13 protein-coding genes and 3 pseudogenes are annotated in these 18,547 nt (G+C 45.3%); 7 read left to right on the top strand and 9 right to left on the bottom strand.

Features of this window, described 5'->3' with window-relative positions:
- Positions 1–226: 226 nt before the first annotated feature.
- Together ABWT76_RS28875 and ABWT76_RS28870 are read left to right on the top strand one after the other, a co-directional pair.
- Positions 227–901, top strand: coding sequence for a helix-turn-helix transcriptional regulator (locus tag ABWT76_RS28875; RefSeq protein ID WP_054466568.1), 675 nt, complete (start codon positions 227–229; stop codon positions 899–901).
- Positions 902–1,059: 158 nt separating this feature from the next.
- Positions 1,060–2,328, top strand: a complete 1,269-nt coding sequence (locus ABWT76_RS28870) for a hypothetical protein (protein ID WP_190876850.1) — start codon at positions 1,060–1,062, stop codon at positions 2,326–2,328.
- Positions 2,329–2,480: 152 nt separating this feature from the next.
- Here ABWT76_RS28870 and ABWT76_RS28865 read toward each other — a convergent pair whose 3' ends face one another.
- The 5 genes and pseudogenes from ABWT76_RS28865 to ABWT76_RS28845 all read right to left on the bottom strand — a co-directional run.
- Complete coding sequence (locus tag ABWT76_RS28865; protein ID WP_054466570.1) at positions 2,481–4,628, bottom strand: hypothetical protein; 2,148 nt, start codon at positions 4,626–4,628, stop codon at positions 2,481–2,483.
- Positions 4,629–5,242: 614 nt separating this feature from the next.
- Positions 5,243–6,622: a UDP-glucose/GDP-mannose dehydrogenase family protein gene (locus tag ABWT76_RS28860; RefSeq protein WP_054466571.1), complete on the bottom strand. Its 1,380-nt coding sequence runs from the start codon at positions 6,620–6,622 to the stop codon at positions 5,243–5,245.
- A gap of 284 nt (positions 6,623–6,906) precedes the next feature.
- Positions 6,907–7,521 (bottom strand): annotated as a pseudogene (locus ABWT76_RS28855) (GDP-mannose 4,6-dehydratase); the annotation flags it as partial.
- A gap of 30 nt (positions 7,522–7,551) precedes the next feature.
- Positions 7,552–8,034: pseudogene (locus tag ABWT76_RS28850) on the bottom strand (LAGLIDADG family homing endonuclease); the annotation flags it as partial.
- A 369-nt stretch (positions 8,035–8,403) separates the two neighbouring features.
- Positions 8,404–8,835: pseudogene (locus ABWT76_RS28845) on the bottom strand (GDP-mannose 4,6-dehydratase); the annotation flags it as partial.
- A 152-nt stretch (positions 8,836–8,987) separates the two neighbouring features.
- Here ABWT76_RS28845 and ABWT76_RS28840 point away from each other — a divergent pair.
- Positions 8,988–10,079, top strand: coding sequence for a permease (locus ABWT76_RS28840; protein ID WP_054466573.1), 1,092 nt, complete (start codon positions 8,988–8,990; stop codon positions 10,077–10,079).
- Between the two features lie 44 nt (positions 10,080–10,123).
- Positions 10,124–10,954 (top strand): TIGR03943 family putative permease subunit, encoded by an 831-nt coding sequence (locus ABWT76_RS28835; protein WP_054466574.1) that lies wholly within the window; start codon positions 10,124–10,126, stop codon positions 10,952–10,954.
- Here ABWT76_RS28835 and ABWT76_RS28830 read toward each other — a convergent pair.
- The 4 genes from ABWT76_RS28830 to ABWT76_RS28815 all read right to left on the bottom strand — a co-directional run bounded on the left by ABWT76_RS28830 (position 10,951) and on the right by ABWT76_RS28815 (position 12,402).
- The gene (locus ABWT76_RS28830; protein ID WP_255353194.1) at positions 10,951–11,217 is read right to left on the bottom strand and encodes an Hpt domain-containing protein; all 267 of its coding nucleotides are present in this window, start codon (positions 11,215–11,217) and stop codon (positions 10,951–10,953) included. The genes ABWT76_RS28835 and ABWT76_RS28830 overlap by 4 nt on opposite strands.
- 138 nt (positions 11,218–11,355) lie before the next feature.
- Positions 11,356–11,793 carry an Hpt domain-containing protein gene (locus ABWT76_RS28825; protein ID WP_082348872.1) on the bottom strand — a complete coding sequence of 146 codons (438 nt, stop codon included), beginning with the start codon at positions 11,791–11,793 and terminating at the stop codon, positions 11,356–11,358.
- Positions 11,750–12,061 carry a response regulator gene (locus ABWT76_RS28820; RefSeq protein WP_054466577.1) on the bottom strand — a complete coding sequence of 104 codons (312 nt, stop codon included), beginning with the start codon at positions 12,059–12,061 and terminating at the stop codon, positions 11,750–11,752. The genes ABWT76_RS28825 and ABWT76_RS28820 overlap by 44 nt, the downstream gene beginning before the upstream one ends.
- 185 nt (positions 12,062–12,246) lie before the next feature.
- Positions 12,247–12,402 (bottom strand): hypothetical protein, encoded by a 156-nt coding sequence (locus ABWT76_RS28815; RefSeq protein ID WP_156331742.1) that lies wholly within the window; start codon positions 12,400–12,402, stop codon positions 12,247–12,249.
- 1,648 nt (positions 12,403–14,050) lie between these two features.
- On the opposite strand from ABWT76_RS28815, the gene ABWT76_RS28810 reads away from it, so the two are divergent.
- From ABWT76_RS28810 to glcD, 3 genes are all read left to right on the top strand, one after another.
- Positions 14,051–14,437 carry an AbrB family transcriptional regulator gene (locus ABWT76_RS28810; RefSeq protein WP_054466578.1) on the top strand — a complete coding sequence of 129 codons (387 nt, stop codon included), beginning with the start codon at positions 14,051–14,053 and terminating at the stop codon, positions 14,435–14,437.
- A gap of 855 nt (positions 14,438–15,292) precedes the next feature.
- Positions 15,293–16,651 carry a methyl-accepting chemotaxis protein gene (locus ABWT76_RS28805; protein ID WP_354635346.1) on the top strand — a complete coding sequence of 453 codons (1,359 nt, stop codon included), beginning with the start codon at positions 15,293–15,295 and terminating at the stop codon, positions 16,649–16,651.
- A gap of 146 nt (positions 16,652–16,797) precedes the next feature.
- A complete protein-coding gene (gene glcD, locus ABWT76_RS28800; RefSeq protein ID WP_054466580.1) occupies positions 16,798–18,285 on the top strand; it encodes a glycolate oxidase subunit GlcD in 1,488 nt (495 codons plus the stop codon).
- Positions 18,286–18,547: the final 262 nt, after the last annotated feature.

Raw genomic sequence — 18,547 nt, 5'->3', positions numbered from 1 at the left:
TCAAGAATCAAGCAAAAAAAATGACTAAATCTTGGAGGTCGTTCCAATCTCTGACGATTTGCGATCCTGAAGAACCTTAAGTCCAGCCACGCAAATCTGTGCAAATCTGTTGATGTCTGTCAAGGTTTGCTGAAAAAAGTTGGCTGTTTGTTATCAGTGATTACACCCTTGACAGTTAACATAACTTCATGCAACGCTGTCATCTAAAAATATATATAGACCAGTTATGTCAGAAGCAAATATCCGATTCAGTTTATTACCCAATTCCTTATCAGATACAACGTTTGTTGACTCATCGGTCAATCAAACTAGCATCTCCGAGGAAACTGAAGTATATTCTACCAATGATCGTCAAACGGAAATTCCTCGGCACAGGGGACCAATGACCTGGGAAGATCGCCTCCGTGAAATTGGTCGAGAATTCGCGGAAATCCGCACAGCCCAGGGAATTTCTGTCTATCAGCTTCATGCCCAAACCCTCGTGCCATTGCATACAATCCAAGCTTTGGAAAAAGGGGACTTCAAGCGATTGCCGGAGAAAATCTACGTCCAAGGGTTTGTACGGCGGATTGGCGATTACCTGGGCTTCGATGGGGCTAAACTGGCGGATTCTTTACCTCCAGATGAGGCGATCGCCCCTGTGTCACAACGGAACCATTTCTGGACATTTCAGGGATTTTACTTCACCCGTTTTCATTTATACCTGAGTTATATTGCCCTGTTGATTGCCGCAGTCAGTGCTTTGAGTGCGATCTCGAATCCATCACCCCAAGAATCCTCGGCACAAAAATTTATCAATCCGGTGACTGATGCCGAAACACCAGCCTCAGAACCATCCGGCGCCAAAAAATCAGGAACAGAAACATCAGGAGCAGAAAAACCATCAACAATTAAAAAATAATTCGCCCTAACTATCTATACCGGATTGGCGGTTGAGGAAACCTTATGGTTTTTCTCCGTAGTCATAATGAGAGGATTCGGAATGTATTTTTCTAAATCTTAAGTAATAGCTAATTGCTTTTATATAGAAAAAAGAAATGGAGATTTAAATTGAGTCGAATGAGTCAAAGTCATATACTTAAATTTGGTCTAATTCCAGCGATCGCGATCGTCACCCTTGTGGCTACGGCTCAAGGGTTGACAACTTTATCAGCCGATGGACATGGGCAGACTGCCAGCCAGCCTAATGTTGAAAAAACTAAAGTATTCAGTAGTTTGACCACTGCTCGTGGTTCGGATAAATCTCAAACCGAATCGGCAATTATTCAACCATCAGTGAAAATTGCGGCGGAAAAAAATAATTCTGTCGAGCCAAAAGTTGAGCAAAAACAAGAATTATCCTCGGCAGAGATATCGGCGGGAAAAAACAGTGCCACGAGTTCAACGAACCCCGGACAAAAGTTATCCGCAGTTCCATCAGCAACAACCCCGGTTGCCGATAGATCCAAACCAGAACTCCCGGAATTAACACCGGGTAAAAACCCTCTACCAGAAAAAGATGCCCCAAAATCTACCCCGCTAAAATCTCCGCAGTCTGAGTCCCCAAATCCATCTGGGTCGGTGGAAAAACCCCATACAGTTTCAGATTCTCAACCAGAAACTAATTCTCTGGATAGCCAGAAACCAGCAAGCAGCCCGGTTGTGGTTCCCTATCGGGAACTGCCTCCGATGCCGCAGCCACAAACCACACCTGTTGTGGTTCCATATCGGGAACTGCCTCCGATGCCGCAGCCACAAGCCACTTCAGAAACAAATTCCCATGAAATTATTCCGACAGATTGGTCGGAAAATAATGTGCTGTTTGAGTTATTTGCGACTCCTGATGCTCCTGGGGTGCTGGCGATTGGGACAGCCGAAGGAACAGTCACGGCCAGCGGTCAGTTAAATTCAAGCTATTGGGGTCATACAGATCCGGGGAATGGCGCAAATAATTTGGGGACTTTCAGTTACCAACATGGAGCACCTACACCGAGACAGGCTGATTGGCGTCAGCTTAGACGATTGCAGAGGCAGGTGGAAACGATCCTGGGTCAAGCTCAAGAGCAGAATGTTAAGCTTTCCGCCCTGGAGTTGGTTGCGGGTGCGGATTTGTTGAACCAAGCACCGGCAGCGGGGATGAGCTATGTGGAGAATTTAAAAAAGGCTCGCGCCAGGGGTAATCAAGGAATTAATGCCGTGTTAGAAGCTCGTGTGATGAGTTTTGTTAACCCCGAAACCGGAGTTCTCGAGGCATCCGGTTTTGGCAATAATTGGGAAGTGCTCAGACAAGACCAATGGCGTCGGTTAGTGGAATTGCACCAAACTTTGCAGTTGCATGGGGCGATCTAAAGCAATATTTTAAAATCTACCGGGAGCAAATTTGTTTAGAGCGATCGCCCATGTGGAGCGATCGCGAGCGCGTTGCGTAGCAATCTCGCCATATTGTTTGGAATTGCCGTAATCCTAAGCGCATCCGCGCCGCGATAGCGCTCCGCGAACGGTTAATTCTGAGGATTATCCAATGGTAAAGACGGAGGAGTTGGCGGGGCCACGGGACAAGATAATGTGACTTTATGGCTTTCTCGTTCCGTCTGCATTTCCACCGCGATCGCCGTAAGCTCAATTTCTACTGTCCCATAAGGAATCAGCAACTGCATCGTTGCCTCCATATCCCCCATTCCCGTAGCCCAAAAATCCGTAATCCAGTGCGGGCCATCCAGCAGAGTGCGAGTTTGCCGGTCATGCAGCCATAATTTCACATAAATGCGGGGTTCCAGTTCTGGCAATAGCACCAGCAACTTTACCGGACGACCGGCGATTAATTCCCCTGGTGGCAACTCCAGGTGTGGGTTGGGTACGGGTTCATCTTCGGGCAAAAGTAATCCCACACTCGACAGATTGGCTTTCTTGTCGCCCACGGAAAGCTGAGTTTGGCTAGTGACTTCCGTTTCCAGTTCATCATCCACCACAATCTCTTGATCTTCAGAGTCGATCTCCTCCTCTTCAACTTCAGAGTCGATCTCCTCTTCTGGCGGATTTTCCACCCCCATTCGATCGGCCACCGGATGTTCCTCAGCTTGGGGACTTTCTAGCTCAGAAAAATGACTCTTTAACCATTCAGATAACTCATCATCACTCGCCAAAGCATTGAGGCGAGAGAAAAATCTTTGTTGTAAATTTAGCTTTTGAAAAGCTGTTTCTAACAAAGAAGGTTTGCGAGGTTCTGGGGTAGAAGGTTCCGGGGAAATTGTCAGACTATCTGACGAAAAAGACTCAAGAGATTGATCTTTTTGTTTGGCTTTTTGCTGAATTTTTTTCGTAAAGTCAATCACATTGGTCGCCTCGGCAGTTTTCTCTGCGGGCAATTCCGGCTCCGGTTCTGGGTCAGGAGACTGAGCCGGATCCTCTGGAGGATTCTGATTTTTCACCGGAAACTGTGGTTGACGAGCAAACACCGGAAATTCAATCGATTTAAATGGTGAAGGTTGATCCGGCGGCAATGGTAGGTCTATTTTGGGGGGAATTGCCGGTTTTTTCACCCGTTGAAATGATATGGGTTCAGGATTTTTCAGGGTTTCTACGATATTTAAAAAAGCTTCATCAATCCTCGTTAAATTATGTTTAATGGTCGATTCTCTGGATAAGTCTAAGAGTTCTTCCTCGATTAAATTATCAGAAATTTCTTCCATCAACTGATTGACATCGGCTGTAATGGAAAACGATGCACTGGCTAAGGACACAGGGGCATCCTGTTGATTTGATTCTGCGGGTGCATAGAGGTTGACTTCTCCTAAAAGTAAACTGGTGTTGCACTTTAAGGGAATATCCACGTCACAGGAAAAGGGTACTGGTAGCTTTTGGGCAAATAAGGGTTGCTGTACTTCGGCTAACCATTTGCCGGTTTCCGGATTGCGTAAACCAATGTGCAGTTGACCTGTAACCACAAACTCGCCTTGCTCGGTGGTATCGGCCTCAATTCGACCAGAGAGGGTAAACCGTTCGCCGCAATTGACGATATAGGACTGACGCGCTAGGGTCAATTTGACTCCTGGGGCTGCCAAAAAATTTTGAACTTGGGGCGCGGGAGGTTTCCCAGATGATGGGCTGGGTTCTGGATCGGCAGTGGAATCAAAGGATGAGTCTTCACCGTTGCTGCTTGGGGCTGTTTCTGGCTGATGGATAGTTTGATTTGTCCCCTGGGTGGGAGCCGGTTCAGATAAGAAGGTGGGGGGCTGTGTTGGTTCTAAATCTAAGTGCTTCCGCACCGCTCCGCGAACGTCCAGTTCTGCATCTTCATCAATGGGTAAGACCTGTAAACGCACGGATTCTTGCCAGGTTTCTTCCTGGCCATCGGGGTTTACGTCACCGACACAGCGCAGTTCCCAAATGCCCGGTTTGAAGCGCATAAATGGAATGACCACCATTAATCCTTCGGGACTGGTGCGATTGGTTCGTTTTTGGACTCGACGTTTTGGCGGGAATTCTTCCGGGGGAGTTTGATGGGTAATCCTAATTTCTACGGGCACGTTGTGCCGACTCGATCGCGCAACCAGCCGATATCTACCTTCTAAAATTTCCACATCAGCGGTTTCTAGAGGTAGCCAGGAGCGATCGCCCTCTTTTTGTATGAGAAATTCCCAGTAATCCATTGCTTGCCGTGGAGATAGTGTCTGCCTGACAGGTGATCAAAATTTTCCTGAAGCCAGTGTAACCTAGTTTTGCCTGATTGCGTCTGCCACCGGATTCTTTTCTGGGGCGAAAGCGCATCCGCGCCGCGAGAGCGATCGCCCGATCCTATAGGCTTTGACAAGTTCGTTGGTTCTAAAATCGAGTGTTAATTATTAATTGTTAATTGTTAATTTTTAATTTTTAATTTTTGACATGATTGGTGATTTTGCTTATGTTTCCAGGTAAAGTTAAGTCAATATTTACCCGTTAATTTTTGCCTGTTTAATTAAATTCAATTTAAATAATTGAATGGATTTTTTTTATTAACTCAAACATATTTATTTTTTTAAAATAAACTTAACAAATAATTGATAAATAACCCCTATAAATTAATTGTTCGATATGTCGTAATTCCTATGCCGTAAGTCCTATGGCTTTTTGAACATACAAATCATTCTGAAAACATTGTAGCATAAAAATGCGGTTAATTTATGCATATTAAATTACATGAATTAACCGCATTTTTTCTTAGTTGGATATTTCTAGGTTAGGATGAAATGTACTCACAACTATACGCACAACTAGGATAGAAAAGTTATGATCGACCAATACCGACATAACGGAAACCGGCGGCTTCAATGGCCTTGCGATCGAGGAAGTTCCGGCCATCAATCATCACCGGATTATTCATCGATTTAGCCATCGACCCATAGTCTAAATGCCGGAACTGGTTCCAGTCAGTAATTAAAACTAGGGCATCACAGCCAAAAGCCAGTTGTTCGGCGTTGGTTTCCACAAGTACCCCAGAAAGTCCTTGACCAATCCCACTTTGAGAGACAATTGGGTCATAAGCTTTGACTTTTGCCCCTAAGCGGTTGAGTTGTTCAATAATATTCAACGCGGGGGCATCGCGCATATCATCGGTATCGGGTTTAAAGGTCAAGCCTAACAAACCAACAGTTTTGCCTTTGAGGATTTTCAGTTCATGCTGAAGTTTTTCGATCGCAATCACTCGCTGGTGTTTGTTGACTTCCACAGCGGACTTGAGTAGCTTGGCATCATAGCCATAGTCGTCAGCAGTGTGAATCATCGCCGAGACATCTTTGGGGAAGCAGGAACCACCCCAACCAATGCCCGCTTGTAAGAATTTCGGGCCAATCCGAGAATCTAAGCCAATGCCTTTGGAGACTTGTACCACATCGGCGCCTACGCGATCGCAAATATTGGCAATCTCATTAATAAAGCTAATCTTCGTAGCCAGGAAGGAATTCGCCGCGTATTTAATCATCTCCGCCGAACTCAGGTCTGTTTTCACCACCGGCACTGGAGGCAACGAAGGATCTTCGCCAAACTCCCGCTGAATTAGGGGTTGATAAAGTTCTTCCATCAGATTCAGCGCCCGCTGGCTATTGCCACCGAGGACAATTCGATCCGGATTAAACGTATCGTAAATCGCTGAACCTTCGCGCAAAAATTCGGGGTTGCTCACCACATCAAATTCAATTCCCAATTTAGCGGCGATTTCATCCCCGTTAGCGCCAGATTTTTCGCGTTCGGCCAGTCCATCGAGGACAATCATCCGCACCCAGTCCCCAGAACCAATCGGCACCGTGGATTTATTCACAATCACCTTGTAGCCTTTTTGCAGGTGACTACCAATCCCACGGGCTACCGCTTCCACATAGCGAGTATCGCTTTCTCCCGTGGGTAAGGGTGGAGTTCCCACGGCAATAAATAAAATTTCTCCGTGATTTACCCCAGCGGCTAAATCACTGGTAAATTCCAGCCTTCCCGCACTGGTAGATGACTGCATCAGTTCTGAAAGTCCCGGTTCATAAATCGGGGACAGTCCAGATTTCATCATCTTGACTTTTTCTTCGTTGTTATCCACACAGATCACATGATGCCCTGTATGAGCCAAGCAAACACCTGTGACTAAACCAACATATCCTGTACCAATGACGCAAACGCGCATATATGGGTAACTCCTCATTTATTATCAGTGAGCGGTTCTTAAGCGAAAAGAAGCCTGATTTCCGATTATTGACGATTGATGAAGTGGAAAAAAACGATGCACCTGTATTTCTGTGATTCTCAAGCCCTCGAATTATTGATTTTCAAGGGTGTTTCCCGGACAGTTCCCGAAGATGAGCGATTCCTTCCGGGACGCTTCGCGAAGGGATCGTGACTTTTTGCCAGAAACCATCTTTACTGGTCGCTATTATATGACTCAGGATGCCGTAAAAAGCAATTGTTAAATTAAGTCGAGGAAAGGCGATCGCGGAAATCTTGAATCATCAACTCTAACCCTTGATCCAAAGGCACCGTCGGCTGCCACCCTAGGTAATGCTTGGCCTTAGTAATATCCGGTTGGCGCTGACGAGGATCGTCTTGGGGCAGGGGCTTAAACTCAATTTGGGCATCGGGATTAATCATCTTTTGAATCTTCTCGGCCAACTCTAAAATAGTATATTCGCCCGGATTTCCCAGATTCACCGGCCCAATATAATCCCCATTCATCAACCGAATCAGTCCTTCGACTAAATCCGACACATAGCAGAAACTGCGGGTTTGGGAACCATCCCCATACACCGTCAGAGGAATTCCCTGCAAAGCTTGCACCACGAAATTACTCACCACTCGTCCGTCATTTTCCAACATTCGAGGGCCATAAGTGTTGAAGATTCGCGCTACCCGAATATCCACATTATTTTGATGATGATAGTCAAAAGCCAGGGTTTCTGCGACTCGCTTCCCTTCGTCATAACAGTTACCGCACCAAGCAGCCCGTCCGTTGCGACGCACGCAGATCACATGATTACGGACATTCACGCAATACACTTTGCCCACATAGCGAACGCGGTCGGGGGAAACCAGGTGAGCGTCAACAGCCGGTCGAATATTAACGTGATAAATATCCCGTCCTGCGGCGTGGGAAACTACTGATGCCGCATATCCGCAACGCAACGCTAACTCTTGCACATCGTCAGCAAGCTGCTTTGACTTGGTGTAATAAGTGTAACAATTGCCTCTTTGGGAGCCATCTCCGAGAATCAGCGCTTTTAGCAAAATCCAGGACTGTCGCGGTGATAGCTGAAGCAGTTCTCGCGGAATGTATTTGTCTCCTGACTTGCCAAATGGCAAGAGAATTTCCGCCAGTTGCTTGCTGCAAATTCTAAACTGGTCGTCGTCGGATTGGAAAAATTTGAAGCCCAGACGACTGAGACAAGCCGCTATTTTTGCCCGTCCTTCTGGGTTTTCTTGAGCAATCAAGATGTTGTAGTCAGCCACATCGTAGTCGGATCCATTGACGACGCGCCCCCGTTGGCGGACATGGACGCATCCTTCAGAAATGTAGTAACCGAAGAATTCCAGCCAGTCATCCATCGCAATGCGTTCTACGCTGACTTTGGCATTTCGAGGAGGCTGACCTAGCTCAAACCATTCTGGTTCTTCTCCGACAAACTCCCCACCTGTAAGCACGCGCCACGAATGCCAGTGTTTGTCTTCATCAGCGCGGACAAACTTCAGAACGCCGGTTTTACTACGGACGTACATCCAGTGATTGGGGGTGACGCAAAAATCGAATTTGGCATTGGCAAAATGTAGCAATTCGCCAATATAAGGCTGCTCGATATATTCGTCCGGGATATGGTATTCGACTTGGTTATTTGGATCTAGGGTGGCTACGCGAACCCCCGGTTTTAAATCCGGGAAAGCTACCCAGCCTTCCTCTGTTAAAATTTCGGTTTTTGAGTCGTAACATGATCTCGGTCCAATACAGTTCACATTGCCCCGATACTCTTCGGTCTGGGGATGCACATCCGGGTCGCCATAGACCTCAGAGGTAGACGCTAGGAGAAATCGCGCCTTAATCCGCTTGGCTAACCCCAGCATATGCATCGTCCCGATTACGTTGGTTTTAATCGTTTTGACGGGATTGTATTGATAGTGAACTGGGGAAGCGGGACAAGCGAGATGATAAATCTGATCTACTTCCAGGCGAATCGGTTCGGTGACATCATGGCGAATCAGTTCAAAGTAAGGATTATCCATCCACTTGAGGATATTCCGCTTATTGCCGGTAAAAAAGTTATCTAGGCAAATAACATCGTGTCCTTGCTCCATTAATCGGTCGATCAAGTGGGAACCAATAAACCCCGCCCCACCCGTGACTAATATTCTCATGCTTTTCAGATCCTAAATTGCTGAATGTAGCAGACTCTAGGATAGCAATTCTCAGGGGGTTATTCATAGGATTATATTTAACAAAACAATTACAGGCGATAGAATATCTAAGCAAACCCTGTTGGGGGAGATTGGTAAATTACGGCAAACGGATGAATCAATTAAACTACGCCTTTACTCTGTGGATGAGTCTTTTAGTCGAAGCAATTCCTTTCTTGCTGCTGGGGGTAATCTTCTCCAGTGTGCTTTTGTTGTTTGTGGAAGAGCGCAAGCTGATCGCGAAGTTGCCGCGCAACCCGATCCTCGGTGCGTTTGTGGGCAGCTTGATTGGCTGTATCTTTCCGGTGTGTGAATGTGGGAATGTACCCGTGGCCCGTCGATTGTTGGTTCAGGGCGTCCCACCCCCGGTGGCGATTGGGTTTTTGTTTGCGGCGCCGACGGTAAATCCGATTGTGGTTTGGTCTACTTGGACTGCGTTTCGGGAGTTGCCGGAAATGGTGGTGTTGCGGTTGGGCTTTTCTTTGGCTATTGCCACTCTGTTGGGCTGGTTGTTTAGTGTGCAGCAAGATTTACGACCATTTCTCCAACCAGCGGTGATTCGGGCGATGCCAAAGTCGATGAGTCCGGCGGATTTATTCGGGGCTAAATCGGACAGTGGCGCATCTCAGGAATCTCAGGACGAGCCGATTTCTCCTCTGTTACAGTCTGGCAGTTTTTTGCTGGGGGAAACCGGCGGTCCTCAAAGGTTAGAAACGAATATTTTGCAGAGTGGCTGGACTGCGGTGAACGATAGCGGTCAAAATTTCGGGTCTAAATTGTCTCGTCGGCCCCGTTGGGTGCAGCAGTTGCCGATGGTGGTGGATAATATGGTGCTGGAACTGCGGGAACTGGGCGGGGTGTTGATTCTGGGTAGCGCGATCGCGGCGATCGTTCAGATTTTCGTCCCCCGTGAAATTATTATCAATTTGGGACAAGGCCCCGTCAGTTCGATTATTGCCATGTTGATTTTGGCCACAGTGGTGTCCATTTGTTCAACGGTTGATGCGTTTTTTGCTCTATCATTTGCCTCTACTTTTACCACTGGTTCCTTACTGGCCTTTTTGGTTTTTGGGCCGATGATTGATATCAAAGCGATTGGTTTGCTGTTGTGGATTTTCCAGCCGAAAACCGTGGCTTATTTAATGATTATCGCCGCGCAACTCACCTTTGTGGTCTGTCTGGCCTATAACCTGAATATTAGCTAAATTAGCTAACTCTCCGTAAGACAATCCCTAGAACAAATTTCATCATGGCTATATTTAATGAATCAAACTCTGCTCTCTGGAAACAAGTCCAACCTTGGTTAGACGTTGTAGCTATTTTCGCTTGGGGAGTGTTACTGATTAAACTCTGGGTGACTGGGGAGTTAGCGATGCTGATCCATCCCAATTACTTTGGCCTGACGGTGTGTGGGGGTCTGGGGTTAATCGCTATTGCTGGCTTCAAAGCATGGCAATTTGTACTTATGGGTCGCCGTAAGCAGAAGACTCAGAGTTTAAACACCCCAAGTCCGATGCCACATCTCAGTTCAAAAGCCTTGGGTTGGAGTGGTGCGGTGTTTTTGGTGTCGGCTTTGGTGGGTTTTATGATCAAACCGACGGTTTTTGCCAGTGATAAAGCTCTGCAACGACAGGTGACGGATTTCGTGCCTTTGGCGGGTCAGACTGTCAGTGGTGATTTGACGGCGCTTACCAAACTCAGACCCCAAGCTTTTAATGGGAATAATAAGCCGGAAGAGCGATCGCTCATTGGCTGGGTTAGGACACTGACGGTTTATCCCGAACCCGATGCTTATACGGGTCAGCCGGTGAATGTTCAAGGGTTTGTGATTCATGCCCCGGAACTGCCCGAAAGATATATTTTATTGTCCCGATTTATTATTACTTGTTGTGCCGCCGATGTTTATCCCGTCGGTTTGCCGGTGAAACTGAAGGAAAATCGCAGTGCTTATCCCCCAGATACTTGGTTAGAAGTCAAAGGGGTGATGATTACCGAGAAATTTGGCGATCGCCGACAATTAACTATCCAAGCCAATTCGATTACACCCATCCCCAAACCGAAGAATCCTTATGATTCTTAAAAGTTATTCCTTTGCCAATGTTTAACCCGTGCCAGTAGTTCCTTTAATTGCTGGAGTAATTGCGGAATCTCTTGCGGTTTATTTTGTTGAGCATACTTTTGTACCTTGGCAGCAATTTCTGGCATGAAACGCACCCCGACCGTAGATGAACTGCCCTTGATTTGGTGTGTACGAAGGGCTAAGGTTTCCATATCGTTACTGGCAAAGGCGGCGATCGCTTGTTCCAGATACATTTCTGTATTGCTGATAAATGCCCCCAGCAATTTTTCTAGGAACTGTCGATCTCCAAAGCTAATTTGTTGTAGGCGATCGCTGTCTATAATGTTGTCTGTAATGCTGTCTGTAACTTTGTCAAGGATTAAATCATCAGCCGTTGCCGTTGTCGAGCGAGCGCCTGGGGGTTAGGTTGTTTGCCACCGAGAAATTTTCCCTAAATGCTCCCTATATTCTGCCGATGAACCATTCCGTAACTTTAAATCAGCCACATAATTCTTTAACTGCTGTAAAAGACTATTTAACTGATTTAACTCACCGATTAACCCATCGGCAACTTTGATGTGATGGGATTTAGCATTTGCTTGCAAACTTCTGGCAATTTCTGCAATATCTTCGATGCCAACATTCGCACTAGCCCCTTTAATTTGATGCGCCAGTTTAGCCACCAATACCGCATAATAATTTATCAAACCTTTCTTTAAATCCGCCAAATATCCTTCAGTTTGTTCCAGATAAATTGCCAGTAATTTGATTTCAAAAGCTTTATCCCCGCCGCTAATTTCTGCCCAACGATGGGGATTAATCAAAGCTAATTTTTCTCCCGGTATTGTTGGGGAATCCATTTTTGCAAAAGCCAAGCTCTTGAGTTGTCACAGGTTTAGTCAGATAATCATCCATTCCCGCATCCAGGCATTTTTCGCGATCGCCTTTCATCGCATAAGCCGTAAAACCCACCACCACCCTAGGGGCATTTTCTCCTTCCCGTTGCCGCAGCAACCGAGTCGCTTCATATCCGTCCAACACCGGCATATGACAATCCATCAATACCAGATCATAAGCTTGTAAAGCTAACCGATCCAGGGCTGCTTGTCCATTTTCCACATCATCCACTTCATAAGCAGGTGAACATAATTAATTGCACTTTTCGCTCCCTGGCGTAAATCCTTGGATTCCCGCCTGTAGGAAGGAGAGAGAAGAGAATAGAGAAGAGAGAGTAGAGAATATATTTCCTCTTTCCTATGCATCCTCTTTCCTCTTTCCTCTGATGGGGTCTGTGGTGAATTTATTACATCTACTTATCCTAGTTGTTTAAGTTGATTTCGGGTTAATTTTCGATTTATGGGAATATCTTCAAACAATAAAATTTTGATTGAGTCATAATCTTTTTGGCGGTCAAAATCAGTCAATACATAGTCAGAATAAATAGAAATTTTGCTGGAATTTGTTAACATAGTGTCCTCCGGGATCAACCCCTTACTGGCATTTTGATCGTCCCTCACTCCCCCTGACTTTTAATTCTGGGGAATTATGGAAGATCGATGATGATTGGATGTTGTGATTTAGGGCATTTTTGGGGTTTCACTGGATTTGGTCAATTTTACTGAATTCGCCCTAACTCAATTTGGCTGGGTTAATCCTTTTTTTTGATTCAATATTAATTGAACGTATTTTCTCTTTTTTTTACCTTAATTTACCAGACTTTATTAAAAAATTAAATAGATATAATAATTATATTTATCTACCGATAAAAACAAGTTATGTTTACCAATTAAATTTAAATAAAACAATAAAAATCACGAATTAATTCGTAAAAATACTATCAGTAATAATCCCAAATTGATTAGACTAAATACGGTCAAACCAGCCGGGTAAAGGCGCTGGATAAATTTGTGATGTCTCCTCCCTATATCGATTGATTTTTCCGGGTCTTAGCAGGGGAGGAGTTAGGAGAGCAGTTAGGAGAGGAGTTAGGAGAGGAGTTAGGGGAGGAGTTAGGGGAGGGAGGGGACACCTCTTTCTTAAGCAGCAGTGGGGGTTGACTCCTGAGAAAGAACGTTGGGGCATTTGGTAGGTTTGAACCAAAAGTGAAATGGATCGAACAAATAGGATTTTCCAGCAGTTCTGTGTGGTGAAATCTTCTAAGACCCGTGAGTCAGGGGATGAATTGTGCGGCAACAAGGTAAAAGTCCAGTGGGCGATTCCCTCGCCTGAGCAACGCGCGATTCCCTCGCCTGAGCAACGCGCGATCGCACCCCCCGATTAAACCCACCATGAAAAGTCCACTCCCTGAGTCATGGTCAAAACCAGATCAATCTATCAATCTATCTACCAATCTATATATATGATATATATGTGGCGTTTGTTGTTGAAGCCTGGATAAGTTTTTTCCGTATTTTTACTGAGTTAGCAACAACTGTCGATGATAAACCGGGTTATGCGATCGCGCCGACCGGATTAACCCGATGTGATTAAATGGATCGCCAGACCATAAATCTTGGTTGACCCAGGAAACTGTCTGATTTTTCCCCAATCATCATCCAGCCCAGGGGCGATCGTTATAGGACGAACCCCTCAAATCTTATCGGTTAATGTCAGCAGTTTGTGACGATAGTTTTGCCCGTCGTCTTGGTTGGATCCCATCAGTCTGCATCGGCAAAAGTTTTAGGGCTGACCATCATTACTCGGAGATTTATTAGCCTCCTCCCCTGGGTTTGCATGGGACAATTCTCTGCGGGGATTTGATGATTGCGACTGAATCAGCCCCTTGACCATTGCCACTGAATCAGGGGATGATGTGGAACTGCGTAACGCCTCCTTCTAGGCGATCGCACCTCAAATGCCGCCGCTGAAAATATCTTTCTATCGCTATTTTTCTCTACTGGAACCTCTCGGACAGGGAATTGCCCAACCATCACTGGATCGTTGGACTGATTTTGCCCAGATTCTCTTTAGCTTTCCACGTCTGGGTTGTTTCGCCTGATTCGGTGGTTTACTCCATCCGGGCTAAATTGTTCCAAAAAAATATTGATGGATAAATTGGATAAATTTTTACAGAATTAATGATACAATACTTTCAGTTGTCGAATAGGAAATCAAAAAATGTCTAATCAACCAACCCCGCTTACTGGAGAAGAACTGCTCAAAAAAGTTAAAGAGTTAGAAAAAGCCAGCAAAGAGGAAAAAGCCAAAGCAGCCGGGTACTACACTGTCACCAAGAATGGTCTGGAACGGGTGAATATGATGGCGTTTCTGAATGCTCTAATTGATGCTGAGGGCATTACTTTAGATAGTACCGGCACTGGAGAAGGCCGTCGGGGAGGCCGTCAAGCCAGCTATCGGATTACAGTCCAGTCCAATGGGAACTTGTTAATTGGCTCTGCTTACACCAAACAGATGAATCTCACCCCAGGAGATGAGTTTGAAATTACCGTCGGACGTAAGCATATTCACTTGAAACAAGTTGAGCCATCCTCAGACAGTAAATAATTTAGTTGTGGCGCTAAATAATTGTTAAACTGGGATTCCCGTTTTTTAAGCTGCGATCGCCTGTTATACCTGTAGGTGTTTTCAGTCCGTTGTCATGGTTTGTTGCGTTTTAAGGATTTTCTGGACTATTCTTGGCCAATACTCGACGATGGCCTACAGGTAAACAGAGAATGCGGATTCCTAAATCACTCAAAAGTCTAAACATAATATCCACATAAGCACCAATAGAGGTACAAACAGTACCTCTATTGGTGTTGGGAATTAGATCCCGTTGTCCATCTGTCGATCATATGTCGATCTTAGGACTTACGGAAATTTTGTGATTTTTTCCTTTGATCCATTTAGGTCAGGAGAATGACTTCATCTCATAGAAAGCAAAAATACTAGGGAACAGTCAGGGTAGCGAAGGGTGGGGGGGGTGGCAAGAGTGGGGATTTTATTAGTGTTTTTGGTTAATCACACAATTGAGATACTCCAGGGGCAATTGAAGAAGATTCTCAATTGACTGAGGAACAAAATTGAATCTTTGATGGAAACATTGAGGGAATTAGGGACAAGGCAATAGGGAATTGTCCGTCATCAACCAGAGAGGGACTATATGAATGATACAGAAGCAATCCGGGTCTTGGTGGCAAGTTCTATCAAGAAAAATGGTTGTTTAGGGGCGTATGCAATACGCCCCTAGAAACCGACCTTGACGGGGGCTGGGTTATAAATCAGCGGACTATTACCAGCGAACAGCGAACCATTACACCAAACCCTGATGAAAAAGCGGATGCTTCAGCAAAGTCTAACAAGTAATTTTAACCAGTATTTTAACCATTAATTTTCTTTGATCCATAAGCGAGACAGGCAATGAAAACCACTGCTCAGTTAAGATTAGCTGCCGCAGCTTTGTTTATTTCTTCGACGATCAGTTTGGGTTCTGTGTATTATTTTCTTAATCAGATCAGAAATGTTGTCCGAGGGGTGAATACAGCGGGAATTGTCAGAGGTAGGACGCAGCGACTGGTTAAGTTAGAGTTAGCTGGGCAACGGTCTGATGAGTTAATTGCGGAAATCGATCGCCTGACTGCTGGACTGATTAACGGGGATGTCAGTTTGGGGTTGCCTCGGGTTCAGGATCCAGAGGTTTTGCAGCAATACCAGGCGATCGCGAAATCTTGGCATAACCTGAAACGATTTATTGCTGATTTCCGCACCAATCCCACTGCCAAAGATAGTTTGATAAATTACAGTGAGAATTATTGGGAGATTACTAATGACGGGGTGACGGCAGTAGAAAATTATTCTAGCACTAAACTTTTCCGGTATCAAGTCAATATCTTAATTATATTTGCCCTTAACTTAGTGGTTGCATCCGCCCTGGTCGGGATAATTTTTTATCTGCAAAATAACTTAAAAAATAACCTGAAGACTTTGGCCAATTATTCTACGGAAATTGCCAGCACGATTATAGGCCAAGAATTGCTAACCCAAAAACAGGCGATCGCGGTTGACCAAACTAAAATAATCATGGGGAAGCTGAATCATTTTTCTCAAGATTCAATTGAGCAGGTAATTCAAGTAAATTATAGGGCGGAGGAAGTAAAAAATTTAGTTGAACATAGTCATAAAACCGAAGAAAAAATTTTGGCTGATCTGGTTTTTTTAAGCGATAACATAGAAAAATTTTACACGGAAATTGTCGATATACGGGAGCAAACGAAACAAATTGCCACCATATCTGAGTTAGTCAGTGAACTGGCAAATCATACGAATATGCTGGCTTTAAATGCTTCAATGGAAGCCACTCGTGCCGGGGAAAAGGGGAAAGAATTTGCCTTGGTAGCTAAAGAAATTCGTCAGTTAAGCAATCAAAGTCAAAAAGCTGGAGAAAAAATTTACTTATTGATTGCCCAAGTTAAACAAAATATTAAGTCTACGGTGAGTTTCACCGATAATAGTCGGCAAATTTTTCAGCAAAAACTTAAGATAACGAGGAAAATGCTCAATGAATTTGAGCAAATTGTTGAGGCAATGAATGCAGTGTTTCTTAATAGTGAAGAAATTACCGCGATCGCCCGACAGCAAGGGGCAATTGTCCAAGAAGCCTTGGCCGCGATTCAAGAAATTAATCGCGCTGCCCAAGCAAGTGCTGCGGGTATGAGTGAGGCGAAAAAAGAAATGGAGCAGTTGGAAAAGGTGGCGAGTAATTTAAAGGCGATTATTTAATTTTTATTTATCCACGGTTGCTAAGGCTGGACAAACGACGGACAACAGACGACGGACAACAGACGACGGACGACGGACGACGGACGACGGACGGCGGACACTAGATGTACTATTAAATTAAATCATATCCTCTCAAATACCTGACCATGCTGACTTCAGAAACAACCACAGCCACGATGACACCAAGGAACTGGAAACCCATCATCCAAGAATTTGAACGGGCGATCGGTAAAGATGGGGTGATCCAGCGGAAAGAAGAATTGCTGACTTATGAATGTGATGGGTTAACCAGCTATCGGCAACGTCCAGCCCTGGTAGTCCTACCCCGGACTACGGAACAAGTCGCCGCAGCAGTGAAAATCTGCGATCGCTACGAAATCCCCTGGGTAGCGCGAGGGGCAGGAACAGGACTATCTGGAGGCGCCTTACCCGTAGAAAACTGCGTCCTTATTGTCACCGCCCTCATGCGGAAAATCCTTTCCGTTGACCTAGAAAACCAGCGGGTGGTGGTACAACCGGGAGTAATTAACAACTGGGTCACACAAGCAGTCAGCGGTGCCGGATTTTATTTTGCTCCCGACCCGTCCAGTCAAATTATTTGCTCCATTGGCGGCAACATTGCCGAAAATTCTGGTGGAGTTCACTGTTTAAAATACGGCGTCACCACCAATCATGTTTTAGGGTTAAAATTAGTCCTCCCCGATGGTTCAATTGTCGATGTGGGCGGCGAAATTCCCGAAATGCCCGGATACGATCTAACGGGTTTATTTGTCGGTTCCGAAGGCACCCTCGGTATTGCCACAGAAATCACTTTACGCATCCTAAAAACCCAAGAATCAATCTGTGTTTTATTAGCGGATTTTACCAGTATGGAAGCGGCGGGGGCGACGGTTTCTGATATTATTAGTGCGGGCATTATTCCTGGTGGTATGGAAATCATGGATAACCTGAGCATTAATGCCGTAGAAGACGTAGTAGCCACTGGCTGTTATCCCCGTGATGCGGTCAGTATTTTATTAGTAGAAGTGGACGGTTTGCAAGTAGAAGTAGATGCAAATAAAAAGCTGATTACGGAAATTTGTCAAAAAAATGGGGCGCGTAATGTCACCACTGCCAGCGACCCGGAACAACGCTTAAAACTTTGGAAAGGAAGGAAAGCGGCTTTTGCGGCGGCGGGGCATATCAGTCCAGATTATTATGTGCAAGATGGGGTAATTCCTCGGACGCAACTGTCTTATGTCCTCAAAGAAATTGAAGCTCTCAGCGAAAAATCCGGTTATAAAATTGCCAATGTGTTTCATGCCGGTGATGGCAACTTGCATCCGTTAATTCTTTACGATAATTCCGTGCCGGGTGCTTTGGCAGAAGTGGAAGAAGTGGGGGGCGAAATTCTGAAAATTTGCGTCAAAGTTGGCGGCAGTCTGTCTGGTGAACATGGCATTGGGGCTGATAAAAAATGCTATATGCCGAATATGTTTACGGAGACGGATTTAGAAACGATGCAATGGGTGCGAGAAGTTTTTAATCCCAAAGGTTTGGCTAATCCAGGGAAAATGTTCCCCACTCCGCGCACTTGTGGGGAGTCTGCTAATGCTCAAGCCCAGAAAAAGTTTGAAGGAGTTGATTTATTTTAAGACAGCAGTTTACTCTGCTATACATCTCGATCCCCCAACCCCTCCTTCAAAGGCGAAGGGGGGGTTGGGGGACTTTATTTGCGTCCCTATTGGCTGGCCCCCGTTCCCCGTTCCCCGATCCTTCCCTACACTTGACGAGAGGATTTCCCGATCTGACGGGGAGCAGGTGTAGATTATTCTAAAGATTAGATGGTAAAGGTTAGATGCTAAAGATTAGATGCTAAAGATTAGGCAGCAGATCGCGCTGTTTTTTCACCGATTA

This window comes from Planktothricoides raciborskii GIHE-MW2, from assembly GCF_040564635.1.
Lineage (GTDB): Bacteria > Cyanobacteriota > Cyanobacteriia > Cyanobacteriales > Laspinemataceae > Planktothricoides > Planktothricoides raciborskii.
This window is presented reverse-complemented; position numbering and strand designations above follow the sequence as displayed.